Here is a 20630-nt window from a genome sequence, read left to right on the forward strand (position 1 = left end):
CTCCTGCGGACGCTAGCCCCGCCTCTGACCGACCTCCAGGGACCCTCGTCCGAAACGGGTGAGGGTCAGGACGGCCCGAGGATGAAGTTCCAGGCCCCGGTGGCGACCGCGGCGGCGATCGCCGTCCCGGAGATCGCCGCCCCCACGGCGAGCAGGATCCACTCGGACGCACCGAAGCGGGACTCGCGCGCCCAGGTGCGACGACCGGGGGCGCCGAAGCCCCGCGCCTCCATCGCTGTCGCGAGCTTCGCGCCCCGGCGGATCGACAGCACGAGCAGGGCGAAGGCCATGCCGAGGAAGCGCCGGATGCGACCGCGGTCGGCCACGCCGCGCGCGCGACGGGCGAGTTCGAGAGCACGCCAGTCGTCGAGGAACAGTCCCACCATGCGCAGGCCGGCGAGCGCGCCGAGGACGAATCGGGCCGGAAGCCGCAGGATCTGCCCGAGGCCGTCGGCGAGATCCGTGGGATCCACCGTGATGAACAGGACCACGGAGGGCAGGGCGATCGCGAGCACGCGCAGCATCGTGGCGACGGCGAGCGCGAGCGACCCCTCGCTGATGCGCAGCACGAACCAGTCGACGTAGACGGTGCCGCTCGTCTCGCCGTAGAGGGCGATGGTGAGACCGGTCAGCGGCGCCGCGAGCCAGACCGGCCACGTGCGCACCCAGAACTCCCGCCAGCCGATGCCCGCGAAGAGGAACAGCACCGCTTCGAGTGCCAGGGCGACGGCCGCCGACACCGGGTCGAGCGTGAGGACCAGCGGCACGGCGATGAGCGCGCTCACCCCCAGCTTGGCGACCGGATTGATGCGGGCGACGACGCCGGTGCGGGTGGGGGCGGGGGCGAGCACCGTCATGCCGGTGCCCCCAGGACGAACCGGGTGGCGTGCAGAGCGCGGGCCACATCGAGATCGTGGGTGATGGTGACGATCGCCGATCCCTCGTCCCGGAGGGTGGCGAGCATCGCCACGAGCTCGGCCCAGGTCCGGGCGTCCTGGCCGAAGGTCGGCTCGTCGAGGATCAGCACCCGGGGTCTCGTGGCGATCGCGGCCGCGACCGTCAGGCGGCGCTTCTCCCCGCCCGAGAGCGTGTACGGATTCGCCGCACCCAGGTGCGCGAGCCGCAGGCGGGTGAGCAGCTCGTCGACGCGGGCAGACACCTCGTCATCGGGGACGCCCAGGGCGCGGGGACCGACCGCGAGCTCGTCGCGCACGGTCTTGGCGAGGAGCTGGTGCTCCGGTTCCTGGAACACCATCCCGATCCGCGTGAGGAGCTCGCGAGACGCCCACCGGATCGGAGACGGATTGGCCCCCTGCGCGAGTGACGGCGCCGCGATCACGGCTCCCCCTGCGGGAGGGAGGAGCCCCGCGAGGGTCAGGGCCAGCGTGGACTTGCCCGCGCCGTTCGGCCCGGTGATCGCGAGGGCCTCGCCGGCACGCACGTCCAGGTCGATGTCGTGCGCCACCGGACGCCCCTTCACCCGTGCGACAGCCAGCCCGTGCGCCGAGAGCAGCACGTCCCCGGGCGCCGCGCGTGGTGCGGGGGGCGCGGCCGGCGGGCGGCCGGGTACCCACACGCCGTCCGCCGCCAGGCGCTCCCCCTCCGTGCCGAGCACCTCCGCGGGAGTGCCGTCCGCGACGACCCCGCCGGCGCCGAGCACGATGACCCGCGTGAGGAGGGGCAGCCACACCTCGAGGCGATGCTCCACGACCACGAGGGTGGCGGGACGCGCGGCGAGCATCCGCTCCACCGTATCCCTCACCTCGCGCACGCCCTCGGGATCGAGATTCGCCGTCGGCTCGTCCAGCAGCACGAGTCCGGGGCGCATCGCGAGCATGCCAGCCAGGGCGAGGCGCTGCTTCTGGCCGCCCGAGAGCGCCGCGGTCGGATGGTCGAGCGGCACGTCGAGGCCGACGGCCGCCATGGCCGCCTCGACACGAGGCCAGATCTCCGCCCGCGGCACCCCGAGGTTCTCACAGCCGAAGGCCACATCGTCGCCGGCGCGGGCGAGGATCACCTGCGAGTCGGGATCCTGGAGGACGAGCCCGGCCCGACCGCGGGTGGCCACGGCGGGGCCGCCGTCGATGAGCAGCCCCCCCTCGCTCTCCCCCTCCTCCTCGCCGCCGAGCACACCGGCGAGGCCGTGCAGCAGTGTGGATTTGCCCGCGCCAGAGGCCCCGAGCACGAGAACCCGCTCGCCGGGCTCGACGCGGAACGAGACATCGCGCAGCGCCCAGGCGAGGCGACTCGCGTGTCGCCACCCCCACCCCCGGGCCTCGACGCCGGCGGGAGCGACCTGCTCGGACGACATCAGACGCGCACGCGCGCCTCGCGCCCGGAGCCGAAACGGTCGAGAGCCCCCGTCGCCGCGATGCCGCGCGCGAGCACCCAGGACAGCGCACCGGCGATGACCGCCCCGGAGATCACGGTGCTCACGAGATAGATCGCGGTGAAGGCGGGACCGGAGCCGGCGTACCAGAGGACGAGGTTGTTGATGCCGCCCGCGAGCGCAGCGCCGGCACCGGCGAGGATCGCGACGGGCAGCGACCAGCGGCGGTAGAAGAACAGCAGGAAGATCAGCTCGGCACCGAGTCCCTGCACGAGGCCTGCCTCGAGCGTGAGGAAGCCGCCCCACTGGTTGCCGATGAGCGCCGAGACGACGGCGGCCAGCAGCTCGACGTAGATCGCGGCGCCCGCCTTGCGGATGATGAGCCCGCCGAGCACGCCCGCGAAGAGCCACGGGCCGTCGAGGAGCCCTTGGAGGCCGGGAAGCAACGGCTCGAGCAGGGCCTTCGGCCCCAGGTATCCGACGTTCCAGGCCAGGAAGATCAGACCGGCGGCGACGCCGAGGACGCTGGCGACGACGATGTCGACGACGCGCCAGCGCAGATAGCCGCGCGCCGGAACGGCCGTGCTCTTCGCAGACGCGGATGCGGACGTGGACGTACTCATGTGAACTCCTCCCTGCGCTGGCATGACCCAGATCAGGTTCGACGGTCGAAGCGCGATTCGCTCCCTCTCAGCCCGGCTCGCCGGACTCCCGTGGTTGTGCTGTCGATCCTACCCCGTTCCGCCCGCGCGTCCCGAGCCGCGCACGGCGGATTCCGGGCGGTATTCGGTACCGTAAGCGAGTGACCGCTTCCGATCCCCCTGAAGAAGCGTCCGGCGGCGTCGACGTCGACGCGCGGCCCGAAGACTCCGCACCCGTGTCCGCCGAGCCCGCGCTCGACCCTCCGGTCACGGAAGCGGTGTCGTGGGCCGATGCGTCGGCTCCGGCGACCGCGCTGACCTGGGTGGACCCGTCGCTCGTCGCCGCGGAGTCGTCGACGCCCGAGTTCGACGCCTCGGCCGGCACGGAGGACGAGACGGGATTGCTGCGCGACGCGAAACTGCGACCCGCGATCGCCGGCCCCGGACTGCTCGTCCCGCTCGGTGTGCTCGTCGGCCTCGTCGCCTCCTACGCCGGCACCACGCTGCTCTGGCCGCTGCACGAGGTCGCCCCGACCGTCCAGGCCGTCGAGTTCACCCCGGTCGCCGCCCCCACCGCCGCGCTCGCCTGGCCCGCGGTCGGCGACGGCGCTGTCGGGATCGCCGGGATGACGACCGCGGCGTCCACCACCGCTCCGGTGAGCATCGCGAGCATCACGAAGGTCGTCAGCAGCCTCATGGTGCTGGATCGTCTGCCGCTCGCCCCCGGGGAGCAGGGTCCGGAGTTCGCCTTCACGTATGCCGACAGCATCCGCTACTGGGACTACCGGATCGCCAATCAGTCCGCACTCGATGTCCCCGTGGGCGGAGTGCTGACCGAGTACCAGCTTCTCCAGGGCACCCTGCTCGGCTCGGCCAACAACTACATCGACCGGCTGGCGTCGGAGATCTGGGGGTCCGACGGGGAGTTCGCGGCCGCGGCCGAGGTCTGGCTCGGCGAACGCGGGCTCTCCGGCATCACGGTGGTGACGCCGTCGGGATTCGATGAACGCAACGTCGCCACCCCCGAGGCCCTCGTGGCCCTGGGCGAGATGGCCATGCGCAACCCGGTGTTCGCCGAGATCGTGGGAACCCGGTCTGTCGACCTGCCCGGGGCAGGCAAGGTCGAGAACACGAACGGGATGCTCGCCGATCCGGGTGTCGTCGGCATCAAGACGGGCACCCTCGTCGGGTGGAATCTGCTGACCGCCAAGGACGTCGCCGTCGGCGACTCGACGGTCCGGCTCTACGCCGCGGCGCTGAACCAGGAGGACGACGAGGCGCGTCTCGCCCTCACCCGTGCGCTGTTCGCCCAGACGGAGGCGGCGTTGCAGGCCCAGGGCCCGGCCGTCCCGGCGGGCACGGTGGTCGGGCGCGTGGTCACCGCCTGGGGTGAGCGCGTCGACGTGGTCGCGGGCGAGGACGCCGACGTCGTGCTGTGGAACGGGGCGAGCGCGACCGCATCGACGGTGTTCGACCTCGGGGAGGAACGGGAGGCGGACGGGACGGTCGGCACCTTGACCACGACCGGCCCTGTCGACAGCACAGAGACCGCACTCGTCCTCGACGAGGACCTGGACGGTCCGAGCCCGTGGTGGCGGCTCACCCACCCGCTCGAGCTCTTCGGCATCTCCGGGGACGACTGAGTCCTGACGCACGATGCCCCACTCCGGATCCGGAGTGGGGCATCGTGCGTGGAGCGGGTCAGGCGCGGGGCGTGGAGCCGTCCGCGCCGTCGTCGAGAAGCGCCTGCGCTGCTGCGGACTCGGCCGCCGGGACCTGGGCGCCGACGGCTGCTCCCGCCACGGCGTCCGCCGCCTGCTCCTCGGCACTGGCTTCCGCGTCCGCCTCGCCGGTCACGACCACCGGAGACGAGCCGGTGAGAGCCGCTTCCGCATCGAGGTCGGTCGCCGCCTGCTCGAACTGCGACTGGTACAGCCGCCAGTACGCGCCCTGCGCCGCGATGAGCTCGTCATGCGTGCCCTTCTCCACGATGTCGCCGTGCTCCATCACGAGGATGAGATCGGCGTCGCGGATGGTCGACAGACGGTGCGCGATGACGAACGAGGTCCGTCCGTGCCGGAGCGCCGCCATCGCGTTCTGCAGCAGCAGCTCGGTGCGGGTGTCGACCGCCGAGGTGGCCTCGTCCAGGATGAGGATCGACGGCTGCGCCACGAAGGCCCGCGCGATCGTGATGAGCTGGCGCTCACCGGCCGAGACGTTCGACGCGTCCTCGTCGAGCACGGTGTCGTACCCGTCCGGAAGCGCGTGCACGAAGCGGTCGACGTAGGTCGCCTTCGCCGCGGCCAGCACCTCCTCGTCCGTCGCGGTCGAACGGCCGTAGCGGATGTTCTCGCGGATGCTCCCGGCGAAGAGCCAGGGGTCCTGGAGCACCATGCCGGTGCGGGAGCGCAGTTCGTCCCGGGTGATGGTCGAGATGTCCTGACCGTCGAGCATGATCCGGCCGCCGCTGAGCTCGTAGAACCGCATGATGAGGTTCACGAGCGTCGTCTTACCCGCACCCGTGGGGCCGACGATCGCGACGGTCTGCCCCGGTTCCACCCGGAAGGACAGATCGGTGATGAGGGGACGCTCGGGCGAGTACGAGAAGGAGACGTTCTCGAACTCGATCACACCCTCGCCCTCGCGGAGCGCGGGGGCGTCAGGGCCGTCGGCCTCCTGCTCGTCGGAGTCGAGCAGATCGAACACCCGCTCCGCCGACGCCGTGCCGGACTGCACGACCGCAGCCATGCCGCCCAGCTCGGACAGCGGCTGCGTGAACTGCTGCGAGTACTGGATGAACGCCTGCACGTCGCCGAGGCGCAGCTGCCCGCTCGCGACCATGAGGCCGCCGAGCACCGCGATGCCGACATAGGTGAGGCTGCCGACGAAGGTCATCGCCGGCATGATGATGCCCGAGAGGAACTGCGCCTTGAAGCTCGCCTGGAACAGCTCCTCGTTCTCGGCCTTGAACTTGTCCAGGGCGTCCTGCTCGCGGCCGAACACCTTGACCAGGGCGTGGCCGGAGAAGGCCTCCTCGACCCGGGCGTTGAGCCGCCCGACCTTGCGCCACTGCGTGCCGAAGGCCTTCTGCGACCGCGGACCGATGACGCCGAAGATCACGCCCATGAGCGGAAGCGCCACGAGGGCCACGAGCGCGAGCTGCCACGAGATCGAGAACATCATCACGAGCACGCCGACCACCGTCAGCACGGCGGTCAGGGCACCAGACAGCGACTGCTGCATGGTCTGCGTGATGTTGTCGATGTCGTTCGTCACGCGGGAGATCAGCTCGCCGCGCTGCACCTTGTCGAAGTACGCCAGCGGCAACCGGTTGATCTTCGCCTCGACGGCCTCACGCAGGCGCCACATGGTGCGGACCATGATGACGTTGATGACGTACCCCTGCAGCCAGCTGAGGAACGCGGCCACGACGTAGATCGCGAGGACCGCCGCGATCACCCAGCGCAGGGCGTCGAAGTCGATGCCGTCGCCGACCCGGAAGTCGCCGAGCGCTCCCACCTGGTTCGCGAAGTCGGTCTGTCCGGCATCACGCAGCGCGTCGACCACCACGTCCTGCGGCGTCCCCGCGGGGAATCCGGGGAAGTCGCCGCTCGGCTGGCCGAGCTGGATGGAGATGAAGCCGCGGTAGACGATGTTCGTCGCCTCGGCGAGCACCTTCGGCGCGGCGACGGTCAGCACGACCCCGATCGCTCCGAGGATCGACACGAAGACGAACCAGACGGCGGAGGGCTTGAGCAGCCCGATCATCCGGGCGAAGCTCTTGCCGAAGTTGTCGGCCTTGCCCGGTGCGACGCTGTCCCAGTCGCCGGAGTGCTGCCGAGCCTGCTCGGCGAGCTCCGCCTCGTACTGCTCCTCGGCGGTGAGCTCCCGCTCGGCCGTGGGAGCCGGGGCCTTCCCTCGCCCGCGGCGCCGCGCCGCTGCCCCCTGGGTCCCTGACCCCGCACCCTGGGTCTCTGACCCCGCACCCTGGGTCCCTGAGCGTGTCGAAGGGTCCTGCTCGCTCATGCGTCCACCCCCAGCTGCGACTCGACGATCTCCCGGTAGGTCTCGCTGGTCTCCAGCAGCTCCTCGTGGGTGCCGACTCCGACCATCGTGCCGCCCTCAAGCACCACGATGCGGTCGGCGTCGGTGATCGTGGAGACGCGCTGCGCGACCACGATCTTCGTCACGTGCGGAAGCTCCCGCCACAATGCCTGCCGCAGACGGGCGTCCGTCGTGAGGTCGAGTGCGGAGAAGGAGTCGTCGAACACGAGCACCTGCGGCCGGTGCACGATGGCCCGCGCGATCGCGAGGCGCTGTCGCTGACCGCCGGACACGTTCGTTCCGCCCTGGGCGATGCGGGAGTTCAGGCCGTCCGGCATCTCCTCGACGAAGTCACGACCCTGAGCGATCTCGAGAGCGTGCCAGAGCTCCTCGTCCGTCGCGTCCTCGCGGCCGTAGCGCAGGTTGGAAGCCACGGTGCCGGTGAAGAGGAAGGGCCGCTGCGGCACGAGGCCGATGCTGTCCCACAGCGCTTCGACGTCGGCGTTCCGCACGTCCGTGCCGCCGACGTGCACGGAGCCGCCGGAGACGTCGAACAGGCGCGGGATGAGCGAGACGAGCGTGGTCTTGCCCGACCCGGTGGAGCCCACGACGGCGACGGTCTCGCCCGGCTCCGCGGCGAAGCTGATGCCGGTGAGGACCGGGGCGTCGGCACCGGGGTAGGTGAACGACACGTCGTCGAAGACGACGGCGCCCGGCGTCGGGAAGACGGTGACGCCGTCCGCCGGACGGGTCATCGTCGACTCGGTGTTCAGAACCTCGCCGATGCGCTCGGCCGAGACGGCGGCGCGCGGGATCATCATGGCCATGAAGCTCGCCATGATGACGCCGCCCATGATCTGACCGATGTACTGCATGAAGGCGAACAGCGTGCCCACCTGCACGGTGCCGTTGTTGACCTCGATGCCGCCGAACCAGATGACGGCGACCACGGTCACGTTGAGGATGAGCATGAAGAGCGGGAACAGCAGCACGAACAGCGAGCCGACCTTGCGGCCGACGACCATGATGTCGGTGTTCGCGCCGCGGAAGCGCTCTTCCTCGATGCGCTCGCGGACGAAGGCCCGCACCACGCGCACGCCGGTGAGCTGCTCGCGCATGATGCGGTTCACGTTGTCGAGCTTGCCCTGGTAGCTGCGGAACAGCGGGACCATGCGGCCGATGACGAGTGCCGCGAGGAGGAGCAGCACCGGGACGGAGACGGCGATCAGCCAGCTCAGCCCGGCGTTGGTCTGCACGGCGAAGATGATGCCGCCGATCGCGAGCAGCGGCGCGGTGACGAGCATCGTCGCGCCCATCATCGCCAGCATCTGCACCTGCTGCACGTCGTTCGTGTTGCGGGTGATGAGGGAACCGGCGCCGAACTGCGAGACCTCGCGCTCGGAGAAGCCGCTGACCTTGCCGAACACGTCGGCACGGATGTCACGACCCGCCCCCATCGCGGCGCGGGCGGCGAAGAAGGTCGCGATGACCGAGGCCACGATCTGGCCGAGCGACACGGCCAGCATGAACAGGCCGGTGCGCCAGATGTACGCGGTGTCGCCCTGGGCGACGCCCTTGTCGATGATGTCGGCGTTGAGGCGGGGCAGGTAGAGGGTCGCGGCCGCGCTGGCGAACTGGAAGACCAGCACGGCGACGAGGAGCCACTTGTAGCGAGACAGATATCGGAGGAGGAGTTTTCCCAGCACAGGCGGACTTTCTAGGAAGGAGGAGGCGGCGGGTCTCCCGGCAGACGGATGCCGACCGACGACCGGCCATAGGACAGGGTGCCACGAAGCGGCGACATTCGGATCCCCCTCCGGGAGGACCTTCGCTCACAGCGAACCACTCCTCCGTCTCGCCGCCCATTTCTGCACGCGGGCGATCAAGGACTTCCCGGTCGTGACCGGGGCCGTGATCGTCAGAACAGCGCGGGCTGCGGAACGTAGTCCCGCGCGGCCGCCCCGGCGTCGGGGCCGAGCTCGGCGAGGGAGGCCGGCTGCCACTTCGGGTTGCGGTCCTTGTCGACCACCTGCGCCCGGATGCCCTCCACCAGGTCGGGGTGCTCGTTCACGAACCACAGCACCCGGCGGTACTCGCCTTCGAGCGCGGCACGAAGCCCACTCATCCCCCGCGCCTCCCGCACGGCGTCGAGGGTCACGACGAGGCCGGTCGGGGCCAGTCCGTCGAGCAGGTCGGCGACGGCGGCCGCTTCATCGGAGCCGAGCGCACGCAGCCGCTCCAGGATCTCGGGCACGGTCGAGGCGGCGAAGACCTCGTCGATCCACTCCCGCGCGTCGGGGAGCGCGGACGGCTCCGGCGTCTCGTCGAAGAGCAGGACGATCTCGCTCGGGCTCGTCGGATCGGCGCGGTACGCCAGAGCCTCGCGCAGCGCGTCGAGGCGGTCGGAGGGGACGAAGTGGTCGGCGAAGCCCGCGTACACGGCGTCGGCACCGTTCATCGTGGCCCCGGTGAGACCGAGGTATTCGCCGAGCCGTCCCGGCGCCCGCCCCAGCAGCCACGTGCCGCCGACGTCGGGCGTGAAGCCGATCCGGGTCTCCGGCATGGCGAGCTTCGAGCGCTCGGTGACCACGCGGATCGCGGCGTGCCCCGCGAGACCGATGCCGCCGCCCATGGTGATGCCGTCGGCGAGCGCGACCACGGGCTTCGGATACTCCGCGATCATGGCGTTCATCGCGTACTCCCGGCGGAAGAACTCTGCGGACTGCTGCGGATGACCCGACGTGATCTGGCTGTGCAGGCGGCGCACGTCGCCGCCCGCGCACATGCCGCGCTCACCCTCGCCGTCGATGAGGACGATCTGCACGTCGGAATCGTCGCGCCACGCGACGAGCGCCGTCGTGATGGCCGCGATCATGTCCTCGTCGAGCGCATTGATCGCCTCAGGGCGGTTGAGCGTGAGCCGCCCGAGCGCTCCTTCGGTGCGGATGAGGACACGGGGCGCGGCGAGGGTATCGGTCACGGGTGCCAGGCTACCCCGTCGCATGCGGCCGGATTCCGCACGAAATGCGGGTTCCGGGGCGGTTTTCCGGCAGGATAGGAGGAACTGTTCATCGCAACGAGAGGTCCCGGATGCCCGAAGGACAGGTGCTCGAGTTCACGAATGTGACGAAGCGCTTCAACGAGGTGACGGCCGTCTCGGACTTCTCCGCACGGGTCGAGCCCGGCGCGGTCACCGCTTTCCTCGGCCCCAACGGCGCGGGCAAGACGACGACCCTGCGCATCCTGCTCGGCCAGGTGCGCCCCACGTCCGGCACCGCCACGATCGGCGGCGTCGCGTACGCGGAGCTGCGCCAGCCACTGCGCACCATCGGCGCGGTCCTGGAGGAGACGGCCTACCGGCCGCGCCGCACCGCGAGTCGTCAGCTCACCATCGCCGCGAAGGCCAACGGCATCCGCCTCGCCCGCGTCGACGAGGTGATCTCCCTGGTCGGCCTGGAGGGCGAAGCGGACACGCGCATCGGCGGGTTCTCGCTCGGCATGCGCCAGCGCCTCAGCGTCGCCCACGCGCTGCTCGGCGACCCCGGAGCGCTCGTGTTCGACGAGCCGGCGAACGGTCTCGACCCCGAGGGCATCCGCTGGATGCGTCTGCTGATGCGTCGCCTCGCCGACGAAGGCCGCACGGTGCTGGTCTCGTCCCACGTGCTCAGCGAGATCGAGCAGGTCGCCGACCACGTCCTCGTGCTCTCCAAGGGACGCCTCGTGCTGTCGAGCGGCATCGAGACCCTCGCCGATCCGGCCGGCGGCTCGGTGGTCGTCGACTCCGTCGATCGCCCGGGCCTCACGACCGCGCTGGTCGCCGCCGGGTTCGACATCGAGGTGCTCCGCTCCGGCCTGACCGTGCGCGGCACCGACGCGAGCCGAGTGGGTGCCGTGGCTGCGGACGCCGGTATCGCTCTGAGCACGCTCGTGCAGCGAGGCCCGACGCTGGAGGACGTCTTCATCGACCTCATGCGCGGCGGCCGGTTCGACACCGCTCCGGCGGTCGAACCGTCGGAAGACGCTTCGACCGGGACCGAGACGGTCACGACAGGCGATGCGGCCGCCGGTGCCGCCGCCTCCGCGCTCGCGGCCGGCGGTGCCGCGGCTCCCGGGTCCGGCGACGATGACGAGACGGCGGGAGCCGAGGGCCCGGTCGACGACGAGACCACCCGGCTCGTGACCGTGGTCGAGACCGCTGCGGGCGACGAGACCGTCCAGGTCATCCCCGTGGTCGAGGAGACCGCGGCGCTGACGTTGAGCGATGCCGAGGAGGAGACGGATGCGGAGCCCGACACCGCGTCCGACGCGGAGTCCGACTCCTCGCGTTCGTTCGACGACATCCTCTTCGGCGCTCCCGCGCCGGTGCCCGCGACCGAGTCCCCGCGACGCTCTTTCGCCGCCCTGTTCGCGGCATCCTCCGCCGAGATGGCGGACGAAGACACGGCGGAGGCGCGCACATCGCCCGAGCAGTCGGCGGGACAGGACGCTCCCGCCCCAGGGGAGTCGGACGAGACGACACCCGACGCGTCCGTCCCCGCAGCGGGCGCCGAGATCGAGGGCCCCGAGGCTCCGTCTGACATCGACGCCGCCGACGACACGACCGACGCAGAGGACGCGGAGTCCGCGGCCGACGAAGCGGAGCCCGCGGGCGTGGAGTTCTTCTCCGAGCTCGACGCCGCGTCCGCCGCGAACGACGAGACCGCGACCGCCGACACGACGCAGCCGGCAGAGGCATCCGACCCCGCGACCGACGACGAGGACCCGCGATCCGCGGCCGTGAGCTCCATGCTCGCCGCCGCCGCCCGCGCCTACTACGAGGACGAGCCCCGGGACTACCCGCTCGCGTCCGCGGAGGGCGACGCCCCCGCCGAGACCGCATCGTCCGAGGAGCAGCCATCCGCGGACGACGAGTCCTCGGAGGAGCCCGGTGCGCACGCTCCAGGTCAGGAGCAGGCACCCGACGCGCAGGCGGACGAGGACCACGGCGCGCGCTCCGACGAGAACCACGGCTGAACCGCACACACGAACGCCCTCCCGATCGGGAGGGCGTTCTGCGTCTGAGGTCAGGCCGGACGGGGCCGGATGACGGGCCGGCGACTGCCCTTCGAGACGGGAGTCGGGGCCGTGGCGACGATCTCCTCGACCGTCGCGGGCTCCTCCGACACGGGGAGACGGAGAGCCTGCGTGAGCGCGAGGCCGTGCCGGGTGGTGAGGATCAGCCGGTTGTACTGCGGGTCGCCCTCGAGATCGACGACCACGCTGGGGCGACGGCGACGGATCAGCACGAAGTCGAGGCTGCCCGCGGCCTTCCAGCTCCCCGCCGCCAGCACGCCCGGGATGTGGGTGCCCGGGTTCGGGACGCCGCGGAGCCAGGTCCAGGCGTCATCGGTCAGCTGGACCTTGGTGATCGTGTCGCGCACGATGCGGACGTTCTCACGGTGGAAGGTGGCGGCACGTTCGATGGGCGAGAGCACGACCTCGAGTTGCGTCTGGTCCAGCAACAACGTCACCATGCCCCCAGTCTGCCAGCGCCGCCCTCCCGGTTGGCTGGAAGTTGCTCACAGGAACGCAACGATCCCTTGTCGGAATCACCCACACGCCCACCCGCAGCAACCACCTCCCGCGAGGACAGGCGCTCACGCCGGAACAGGCCGCTACCGGGAGTGCAAGCCTGACTCCGCGCGAGCGCCTGATCTCGCCGACCTCGCGACCGCCGCTCCCTGCGCAGGCATCCGCGCGACATCAGGCAGCAGGGTCCAGGGGCCCCTGTTCCCGAGCGGGCGCCTGTCTTCGCGCGAGCGAGCGGCGGCGGCGGAAGTCAGGGACGCGCGGTGAGGGCGGCCCGGGCGGCGTGCGGCAGGGCTTCCTCGATGCGCTGGAGCTCGTCCTCGCCGTGCGCGGCGGTGAGGAACCAGGCCTCGAAGACGCTCGGCGGCAGCGCGACCCCGTGCTCGCGCATCGCGTGGAAGAACGCCGCGTACCGGAACGACTCCTGCGCCTGCGCCTCGGCGTAGTCGCGCGGAGCGGAGGCCCGGAAAGACGCGCTGAAGAGGTTGCCGGCGGACGCCAGAGCGTGGGTGACGCCGGCCTCGCCGAGCGCGCGGTCCAGCGCCGACGACACCCGAGCGGCCGCGGCGTCGACGGTCGCGTAGACCTCGGGCGTCGCGAGTCGCAGCGTGGCCAGGCCCGCGGCCACCGACAGCGGGTTCCCGGAGAGCGTGCCCGCCTGGTAGACCGGGCCGAGCGGCGCCAGAAGGTCCATGACCTCGGCACGACCGCCGAGGGCCGCCAGCGGCATACCGCCGCCGACGACCTTCCCGAAGGTGAGGATGTCGGGAAGGTAGTCCTCCCCCGCCTCCGCCTGGAGTCCCCAGAAGCCCGCCGGGTGCACCCGGAATCCGGTGAGGACCTCGTCGAGGATCATGAGGGCGCCGTGCGCGTGGGCGGTCTCCGCGATGAGGCGGTTGAAGCCCGGCAGCGGAGGGACGACGCCCATGTTCGCCGCCGAGGCCTCGACGATGACGGCCGCGATCCGCGGGCCGTGCTCGGCGAAGACGGCGGCGAGCGCCTCCGGGTCGTTGTAGCGGATCACGAGCGTCTGCGCAGCGATCGGCGCGGGCACGCCTGCCGAGCCGGGCAGCGCGAGGGTGGCGACCCCGGAGCCGGCCTCGGCGAGCAGGCCGTCGGAGTGGCCGTGATAATGGCCGGCGAACTTCACGAGCAGATCGCGGCCGGTCGCGCCGCGAGCGAGGCGGATGGCGGTCATGGTGGCCTCGGTGCCGGTCGAGACCAACCGGACACGCTCGACGGGACGGATCTCGCCGAAGCGGACGCGGTCTGCGATGAGCGCGGCGAGCTCGACCTCCCCCTCGGTGGGAGCGCCGAACGAGAGCCCGCGGGTGGCGGCTTCCTGCACCGCGGCGACGACCTCGGGCTGTGCGTGGCCGAGCAGGGCGGGGCCCCACGACGCGACGAGGTCGACGTACTCGTTGCCCGCGGCATCGGTCACGGTCGCTCCCCGCGCCGAGGCGAGGAACCGCGGCGTCCCGCCGACCGACCCGTAGGCGCGCACCGGAGAGTTCACCCCGCCGGGGATCACCGCACGGGCGGCAGAGAAAAGGTCGTCATTGCGGTCGGTCATCGAGGCTCCTCCGTGATGCACGGAGCTCTCCCGGCATCCCTTCCAGGCTAACCCGCCGCCTGCCCTTCGAAGGCCGTCGGCGGACAGGAGGGAGGCTCAGCCGCGCAGCCAGCGGGCGGCTTCCGTGGCCCAGTAGGTCAGCACCGCGTCGGCACCCGCGCGACGGATCGAGAGCAGCGACTCGAGCACCGCGGCACGCCGATCGATCCACCCGTTCGCCGCGGCGGCCTCGATCATCGCGTACTCGCCCGAGACCTGGTACGCCCAGACCGGGACGGTCACGGCGTCGCGCACCTCGCGGAGCACGTCCAGGAAGGCCATCGCCGGCTTCACCATGACGATGTCCGCACCCTCGCCCTCGTCGACCAGGGCCTCCCGCACGCCCTCGCGGCGGTTGCCGGGGTCGAGCTGGTAGGTACGGCGGTCGCCCTGGAGCTGCGAGTCGACGGCTTCGCGGAACGGGCCGTAGAACGCGCTCGCGTACTTCGCGGCATACGCCAGGATCAGCGTGTCCGTGAACCCCTCGGCGTCGAGCGCCTGACGGATCACGGCGACCTGGCCGTCCATCATCCCGGACAGCCCGAGCAGCTGGGACCCTGCGCGCGCCTGGGCCAGGGCCATCGAGGCGTACCGCTCCAGGGTCGCGTCGTTGTCCACGGAGCCGTCGGCGGCGAGGACGCCGCAGTGACCGTGGTCGGTGAACTCGTCGAGACACAGGTCGGTCTGCACGACGAGGGCGTCGCCGACCTCGGCCGCCAGCGCTTCGGTGGCGACGTTCAGGATGCCCTGCGGGTCGTCCGCGCCGGAGCCCCGGGCGTCGCGCACCGCGGGAACGCCGAACAGCATGACGCCGCCGACCCCGGCCTCCGCGGCCTCCACGGCCGCAGCGCGCAGCGAGTCGATCGAGTGCTGGGCGACACCGGGCATCGACCCGATGGCGACCGGTTCGCTCAGGCCCTCGCGGACGAAGAGCGGGAGCACGAGCTGCCGGGGCTCGAGAGAGGTCTCGCGCACGAGGTCGCGGACGGCGCGCGACTGGCGAAGTCGGCGCAGGCGGATGTCGGGGAAGCTCACGGCGCGAACTCGTCTGCCGCGTGCGGAAGGGTGAACTGCGAGACGGCTTCGATCAGCGCATCGATGGTCTGCCGGTCGGCGACCACCGAGACGGGGAGACCGGCGCGCTCGGCGTCCTTGGCCGTGCGGGGACCGATCGCCGCGAGCAGCGTCTCGTCCGGGATCTCGGGGAACTGCTCCCGCACCTGCTCGGCCACCGAACCGCTGGTGATGAGGATCGCGTTGATCCGGCCGTTCTCGACATCGCGGCGGATGCGCTCCGTCACCGGGACGCCGACCGTGCGATAGGCGACGACGCCGTGCACGTCGTGCCCCGCGTCGGAAAGGAGGAGGCTGAGGACGGGCTTGGCGATCTCGCTCCGCAGCGCCAGGATGCGGCGCGGCTCGTGCTCCAGGGCGATGAGCTGCTGCGCCATGCCCTGCGCGGAGTTGTCCTGTTCCGGCACCAGGGCGACCTCGTAGCCCACGGCCTGCAGCGCCGTGGCCGTCGTCTCGCCGACGGCCGCGATCTTCGTGGTCTTCGGCACGACGGCGCGGTGGGCGAACAGCACGTCCACCGTGGTCGCGCTCGTGACGGTCAGCCAATCGAACTCACCGGCCGCGAGCTGCTCCAGCGCCCGGTCGAGCGTCGCCTGGTCCGTCGTGGGCGCGAAGTTGATGAGCGGGGCGACGACGGGAACGGCCCCGAGGTTCCGGAGACTCGCGGCGACGCTGTCGCCCCAGGGTCCGCCACGGGGCACGAGGATGCGCCAGCCGTCCAGCGGTCGGTCCTGCTTGCTTTCAGAAGTGGTCATGACAATTCGGATTGCTCTTGAGGGACGAGGTCGGCCGCCCCTGATCGAGCAGCCGACGGGCAACAGCGAGCCCGAACTCACGCGCTGCGTGCATCGGGTCTGCACCATCGGCAGCATCCGCACCATTGCCACTGCCGTTCCGATGAATATACTCCCCGTTCAGGGCTTCCGTGACGTCCAGACCGATCCGGCGACCCCCGTCCGGGGCGTAGACCACTGTCCTGACGCGGATCTCGGCCCCCTGGACGACGGCGTGCGCTGCCATGGGGGCTTGACAACCGGCGTCCAGGCCCTCCAGGATGGCCCGCTCGACCGTGATCGCGAGCCGCGTCTCGCGGTGGTCCAGCGCGGACAGCGCCGCGCGCAGCTCCTCCGGGGCATCCGCCCGCGTCTCGACTGCCAGCGACCCCTGACCCGGCGCCGTCGGCCATTCCGCGAGACCGAGCTCCTCGCGATGCAGGGGCGAATCGGTGCCCAGCCGCGAGAGCCCGGCGGCGGCGAGGATCACGGCGTCCAACTCGCCGGACGCGACGCGGGAGAGCCGGGAGTCGACGTTGCCGCGGATGTCCACGACGTGAGCGCGGGGCGCACGGCGGTGGACCTGCGCGATACGGCGGGGCGACCCGGTGCCCACGGCGCTCCCGGCCGGCAGCTCGTGAAGCGGGATGCCGTGTCGGGTGAGCACCACGTCGCGGGCATCCTCCCGTCGGGGCGTCGCGGCGATGACGAGCGACTCCGGCACCGCGGTCGGGAGATCCTTGAGGGAGTGCACGAGGAAGTCGCACTCGCCGGCGAGGAGGGCCTCACGGAGACGGGTGGCGAAGATGCCGAGGCCGCCGATCTCCGACAACGAGGCGCGATTGGTGTCGCCCTCGCTGGTGATCGGGACGAGCTCGACGCGCCGGCCGGTGACCTTCTCGAGCGCTGCGGCGACGTGGCCCGACTGCGCCTGCGCGAGCGCGCTGCGACGGGTGCCGAGACGGATGGGGGTGCTCATGGCGCTTACTGCAGCACGTCCGCGATCTCGTCGAAGCGCAGGCGGCGCCCCGTGTAGAAGGGCACCTCCTCCTTCACGAACATGCGGGCGTCGGTGTAGCGGAGGTCGCGCATCATGTCGACGAGATCCGTGAGTTCATCCGCCTCCATCGGCAGCAGCCACTCGTAGTCGCCCAGCGCGAAGGCTGCGACGGTGTTCGCGATGACACCGGTGAACGCGGCGCCCTTGCGACCGTGGTCGGCGAGCATCGTGCGGCGCTCCCCCTCCGGCGCGAGGTACCACTCCGGGGTGCGGACGAACGGGTAGAGGACGAGCCAGTCCTTGGGCTCGATGCCACGGAGGAACCCGGGGACGTGCGCGCGGTTGAACTCGGCGTCGCGGTGGACACCCATGGCGTTCCACACCGGCAGGAGCGAACGCAGCATCTCGGTGCGACGCAGGCGACGGAGCGCCCGCTGCAGCTCCTCGGCCGTGGCACCGTGCAGCCACACCATGAGGTCGGCGTCGGCCTTGAGCCCGGAGACGTCGTAGAAGCCGCGGACGGTGACGCCCGAGTCCTCGATGTGCGAGACGATCGACTCGACCTCGGTCGCGTCGTTCTCGGTGACGGGAGCATCGGGATTGCGTCGCCAGACGGCCCAGAGGGTGTAACCGGACGGGTTCTCTTCACGCAGGTCGGACATGATCCCAGTCTGCCCCCTTTGCGGAGGAGCCGCTAATCAGGGGAATACTGCCCCCACGCGAGGGCGGTACGGGGGTCGATCAGCGGGCGATGGCGCGGGCGATGGCCCACACCGCCCCGCCGACGGCGGCGGCGATGCCCACGGTCGCGGCGATCGCTGCGGCGGGGTTGCGATCGGCGAACGCGCGCGCCTTCACGGCCGCCCGCGCCGATGCCTTCTCCACGCGCCGGGGGATGTTCCCCTTGACCTCGATGGCGGCCAGGGCCGCCTTCAACTCCGCCCGCGCCGAGGCGACGGGATCGACGATTCCCGCGGGGACCGCGGTGCGCGGCAGCGACTCAGGGGTGCTCATCGCCGGCCTCCTTCACGATTCGGATGTCCTCGGCCACGGCCTGTGCCGGGTTCTGGCGACGGAGCACCTTGCGGAACTTCAGGATGCCGAGCAGCGCGAACAGCAGCACGGCGACGATGAGGATGCCGAACACCGCCAGCGCGGACAGCCAGACCGGCCACCACGACGACAGCCCCGCGATCGCGAACACGAGGATCACGGGCACGGCCCAGAACAGGAAGAACAGCGCGACGAGGAACCAGACGGAGCCGACGCCCGCATCCTTCGCCGTGCGCGACACCCACGCCTTGGCCGCGTCGATCTCGGCCTTGACGAGGGTGGTGACGAGCTCCGGCAGGTCGCCGAGCAGCGTCAGCAGACTGTCGTCGGCGCGATCCCGATATCCGCGGGGCATGTCAGTCGTCGGACTTCCGCGGGGTGGGCTTGCTCGCGGCGGGCTTCGACGCCGCGGGCTTCTGGGCCTCGGCCGCGCGCTCCTTGACCTCGTCGACCGCGTCCTCCGCGGCGTCCGAGATCTCTTCCGCGGCGTCCTTGCCGGAGGCGATGACCGCGTCGAGCTTCTGGCCGGGCGTGCCGTCGCCCTTGACCGACTTGACGATCTTGACGGCGCCGGTCCAGACCGCGCCGGGAACCGCGGCGGCCTTGTCGCCGACGAAGCCCTTGACCTTGTCGACGCGCTCCTGCACCGGGTCCGTGTTCCAGACCTTCAGCCACTGCGTCTTGATCTGCTCGTAACGCTCGCGTCCTGCGCGGGTGCCGAGCACATAGCCGACGCCGAGTCCGACGACGAGTCCGATCTTCCCCTTCATGGGGTCTCCTCACGTTGTTCCGGCTGTGGTCCGTCCCGGGGGACGCCCGATCGCCCGCGTCTCCGCCGCGATCAGGTACCCAGCGTAACGCCGTATGCCGATTTCGGCATCAATCGATGAGAGGGTTGACACGGAGCCCCGGAGCGCACTCGCGTACGCCCCGCGCGCACTCAGTCCCAGAGGAGGGCGCGACGCAGGCGCTCGGCTTCCTCCGCGGCGTCCGGCACGACCTGCGCGAGCCCGGTGCCGGCCAGCCAGGCCCCCACCGCGGCCAGACCGGGAACCGCCTGCACGGCATGACGCGCCGCCGCGCGCCGCTCTCCCGACCCGATGATCGATGCCGGCTGCGCCTGCACGAAGCGCCCCCGGTGGCCTGCCACGACCTGGTCGGCCGTCAGCGGAACCCCCAGGAGGGCCGAGGCCTCCCGGCGGGCGAGGTCGACCGCGGCCTCGTCGTCCAGCGCCGCCGTCGCCGCCGGCTCCCCCTGGGCGCCGAACGAGACGCGGACGACCTCCCGGTCGCCGGCGGCCGCCCGCACCCAGGACCACTTCGCCGTGGAATGCGTGAGCGCCTTCGCCGTGTGGCTGTGCGGCACCGTGAGCACGCCGGTGCCCCGGGGCGGGATGCGCAGCGCGGGCGCGTCGAGCAGCAGACTGATGATCTCGATCTCGGGGGCCGGTGCCGCGTCGGCGGCCGCGAGGGCGGGCACGGCGCCCGCGAGCAGCTCCCGCGCCCCGTGCTCGGAGGTTGCGACGATCACGGCGTCGGCGGCGAGTTCCGCCTCCTGCGTCGTCTCCTCGCCCTCGATCGGCTCCTCCGCGGCGGGCTCCTCGACCACGACGCGCCAGGTGGTGCCGTCGGTGGTGAGGCGACGAGCTCGGACGCGGGTGCGCACGGTCGCACCGAGTTCGTCGAGGTCGGCCGCGAGGGCGTCGACGAGCACGCTCATCCCGCCGACGAGCCCCTCGACGGCGGCACCGGGAGTCTTCGCGCCGCGCGACGCCGCCTCACCGCGGAGGGCCAGCACCGCCCCGGAGAGGGATCCGACGCGGGTCAGGGCGGCGTTGAGTCCGGGGGCGGCGACGTCGATGTCCACGTCGTCCGGGGAGGCGGAGTAGACACCCGTGGTGACGGGGGCGACGAGGCGGTCGCGCACCTTCTCCCCCATGCGCGAGGCGACGAGGCGGCCGAGGCTCAGCTGGTGGCCGATGGTGAGCGGCGGGCGCACCCGGTCGAGATAGGCCCGCCAGGCGCCCGACCAGCCGATGATGCGGCGGACGTCGTCCTGGAAGGGGTTGCCCGGGATGCCGAGGATGCCGCCGGCCGGAAGCGGAGCCGCGCCGCCGCCGGGGAGTCCGGCGAGCCACGCGCCTCCCGCCTGCGGCGTCACGACGCGGTCGGAGAGACCGAGGTCGTTCACGAGAGCCCGGACGTGCCCGCCCTTCGTCGCGTAGCTCTCCGCGCCCGCGTCGACGACGACACCGTCCAGCGCGACTCTGCGGATCACGCCACCCAGGGACTCGGACCCTTCGAGCAGCGTGACCTGCATGCCGACCTTCGCGCACTCCCGCGCGGCCACGAGTCCGCCGACGCCGCCGCCCACCACGACGACGTGCTTCCGTGCGGCACGGGCGGCCAGGTCGGCCGGTTCAGCGGGTGCGGGGTGCTCGGGGCTCATGCCTCCATCCTTTCACCGCCCCTGTGCTTCGAATCGCCCGATTGACCGGATAATCGCCGCTGATGCCGCCAGGTGCGCGATTCGAAC

General features: G+C 71.7%; 17 protein-coding genes, 1 pseudogene and 1 riboswitch. Of the genes and pseudogenes, 2 read left to right on the forward strand and 16 right to left on the reverse strand.

The annotated features are described in order from the left end of the window. Positions 1–65 precede the first annotated feature (65 nt). The 3 genes from ACIGJI_RS13765 to ACIGJI_RS13775 form a co-directional block, all read right to left on the reverse strand. Complete coding sequence (locus ACIGJI_RS13765; protein ID WP_363446359.1) at positions 66–857, reverse strand: energy-coupling factor transporter transmembrane component T; 792 nt, start codon at positions 855–857, stop codon at positions 66–68. Beyond that, positions 854–2311: an ABC transporter ATP-binding protein gene (locus tag ACIGJI_RS13770; protein ID WP_366244374.1), complete on the reverse strand. Its 1458-nt coding sequence runs from the start codon at positions 2309–2311 to the stop codon at positions 854–856. The genes ACIGJI_RS13765 and ACIGJI_RS13770 overlap by 4 nt, the downstream gene beginning before the upstream one ends. Then, positions 2311–2952: an ECF transporter S component gene (locus tag ACIGJI_RS13775; protein ID WP_187662552.1), complete on the reverse strand. Its 642-nt coding sequence runs from the start codon at positions 2950–2952 to the stop codon at positions 2311–2313. Before ACIGJI_RS13775 ends, ACIGJI_RS13770 begins: the two co-directional genes overlap by 1 nt. Beyond that, positions 2945–3054, reverse strand: a riboswitch (TPP riboswitch). Its footprint overlaps the gene before it by 8 nt. A 77-nt stretch (positions 3055–3131) precedes the next feature. On the opposite strand from ACIGJI_RS13775, the gene ACIGJI_RS13780 reads away from it, so the two are divergent. Then, positions 3132–4613: a D-alanyl-D-alanine carboxypeptidase gene (locus tag ACIGJI_RS13780; protein WP_363446355.1), complete on the forward strand. Its 1482-nt coding sequence runs from the start codon at positions 3132–3134 to the stop codon at positions 4611–4613. A 58-nt stretch (positions 4614–4671) separates the two neighbouring features. On the opposite strand, the gene ACIGJI_RS13785 is transcribed toward ACIGJI_RS13780, so the two are convergent. The 3 genes from ACIGJI_RS13785 to ACIGJI_RS13795 all read right to left on the reverse strand — a co-directional run bounded on the left by ACIGJI_RS13785 (position 4672) and on the right by ACIGJI_RS13795 (position 9994). Beyond that, on the reverse strand, positions 4672–6996 hold the full coding sequence (locus ACIGJI_RS13785; protein WP_363446353.1) for an ABC transporter ATP-binding protein: 2325 nt from the start codon (positions 6994–6996) through the stop codon (positions 4672–4674). After that, positions 6993–8720: an ABC transporter ATP-binding protein gene (locus ACIGJI_RS13790; RefSeq protein ID WP_363446351.1), complete on the reverse strand. Its 1728-nt coding sequence runs from the start codon at positions 8718–8720 to the stop codon at positions 6993–6995. Before ACIGJI_RS13790 ends, ACIGJI_RS13785 begins: the two co-directional genes overlap by 4 nt. Before the next feature lie 212 nt (positions 8721–8932). Beyond that, a complete protein-coding gene (locus ACIGJI_RS13795; RefSeq protein ID WP_363446349.1) occupies positions 8933–9994 on the reverse strand; it encodes an enoyl-CoA hydratase/isomerase family protein in 1062 nt (353 codons plus the stop codon). A gap of 110 nt (positions 9995–10104) precedes the next feature. On the opposite strand from ACIGJI_RS13795, the gene ACIGJI_RS13800 reads away from it, so the two are divergent. After that, entirely contained in the window at positions 10105–12027 is a 1923-nt protein-coding gene (locus tag ACIGJI_RS13800; RefSeq protein WP_363446347.1) for an ATP-binding cassette domain-containing protein, read from the forward strand. 50 nt (positions 12028–12077) lie between these two features. Here ACIGJI_RS13800 and ACIGJI_RS13805 read toward each other — a convergent pair whose 3' ends face one another. The 10 genes and pseudogenes from ACIGJI_RS13805 to ACIGJI_RS13850 all read right to left on the reverse strand — a co-directional run bounded on the left by ACIGJI_RS13805 (position 12078) and on the right by ACIGJI_RS13850 (position 20543). Then, on the reverse strand, positions 12078–12527 hold the full coding sequence (locus ACIGJI_RS13805; RefSeq protein WP_136052962.1) for a hypothetical protein: 450 nt from the start codon (positions 12525–12527) through the stop codon (positions 12078–12080). Between the two features lie 305 nt (positions 12528–12832). Next, positions 12833–14155, reverse strand: coding sequence for a glutamate-1-semialdehyde 2,1-aminomutase (locus tag ACIGJI_RS13810; RefSeq protein ID WP_259954388.1), 1323 nt, complete (start codon positions 14153–14155; stop codon positions 12833–12835). Positions 14156–14251: 96 nt separating this feature from the next. Further along, positions 14252–15229: a porphobilinogen synthase gene (gene hemB, locus ACIGJI_RS13815; protein ID WP_363446345.1), complete on the reverse strand. Its 978-nt coding sequence runs from the start codon at positions 15227–15229 to the stop codon at positions 14252–14254. Next, entirely contained in the window at positions 15226–16023 is a 798-nt protein-coding gene (locus ACIGJI_RS13820; RefSeq protein WP_187662559.1) for a uroporphyrinogen-III synthase, read from the reverse strand. Before ACIGJI_RS13820 ends, hemB begins: the two co-directional genes overlap by 4 nt. After that, positions 16020–17020 (reverse strand): annotated as a pseudogene (hemC, locus tag ACIGJI_RS13825) (hydroxymethylbilane synthase). Before hemC ends, ACIGJI_RS13820 begins: the two are co-directional and overlap by 4 nt. 5 nt (positions 17021–17025) lie before the next feature. Beyond that, positions 17026–17706: a hydrogen peroxide-dependent heme synthase gene (gene hemQ, locus ACIGJI_RS13830; RefSeq protein WP_370429007.1), complete on the reverse strand. Its 681-nt coding sequence runs from the start codon at positions 17704–17706 to the stop codon at positions 17026–17028. 76 nt (positions 17707–17782) lie between these two features. Beyond that, complete coding sequence (locus ACIGJI_RS13835) at positions 17783–18055, reverse strand: hypothetical protein (RefSeq protein WP_025104872.1); 273 nt, start codon at positions 18053–18055, stop codon at positions 17783–17785. After that, positions 18042–18449: a phage holin family protein gene (locus ACIGJI_RS13840; RefSeq protein ID WP_259954392.1), complete on the reverse strand. Its 408-nt coding sequence runs from the start codon at positions 18447–18449 to the stop codon at positions 18042–18044. Before ACIGJI_RS13840 ends, ACIGJI_RS13835 begins: the two co-directional genes overlap by 14 nt. Before the next feature lies 1 nt (position 18450). Beyond that, a complete protein-coding gene (locus ACIGJI_RS13845) occupies positions 18451–18864 on the reverse strand; it encodes a hypothetical protein (protein ID WP_259954394.1) in 414 nt (137 codons plus the stop codon). A 170-nt stretch (positions 18865–19034) separates the two neighbouring features. Then, positions 19035–20543 carry an FAD-dependent oxidoreductase gene (locus tag ACIGJI_RS13850; protein WP_363446340.1) on the reverse strand — a complete coding sequence of 503 codons (1509 nt, stop codon included), beginning with the start codon at positions 20541–20543 and terminating at the stop codon, positions 19035–19037. Between the last annotated feature and the right edge of the window lie 87 nt (positions 20544–20630).

Source organism: Microbacterium sp. NPDC064978 (assembly GCF_044543605.1).
Lineage (GTDB): Bacteria > Actinomycetota > Actinomycetes > Actinomycetales > Microbacteriaceae > Microbacterium > Microbacterium meiriae.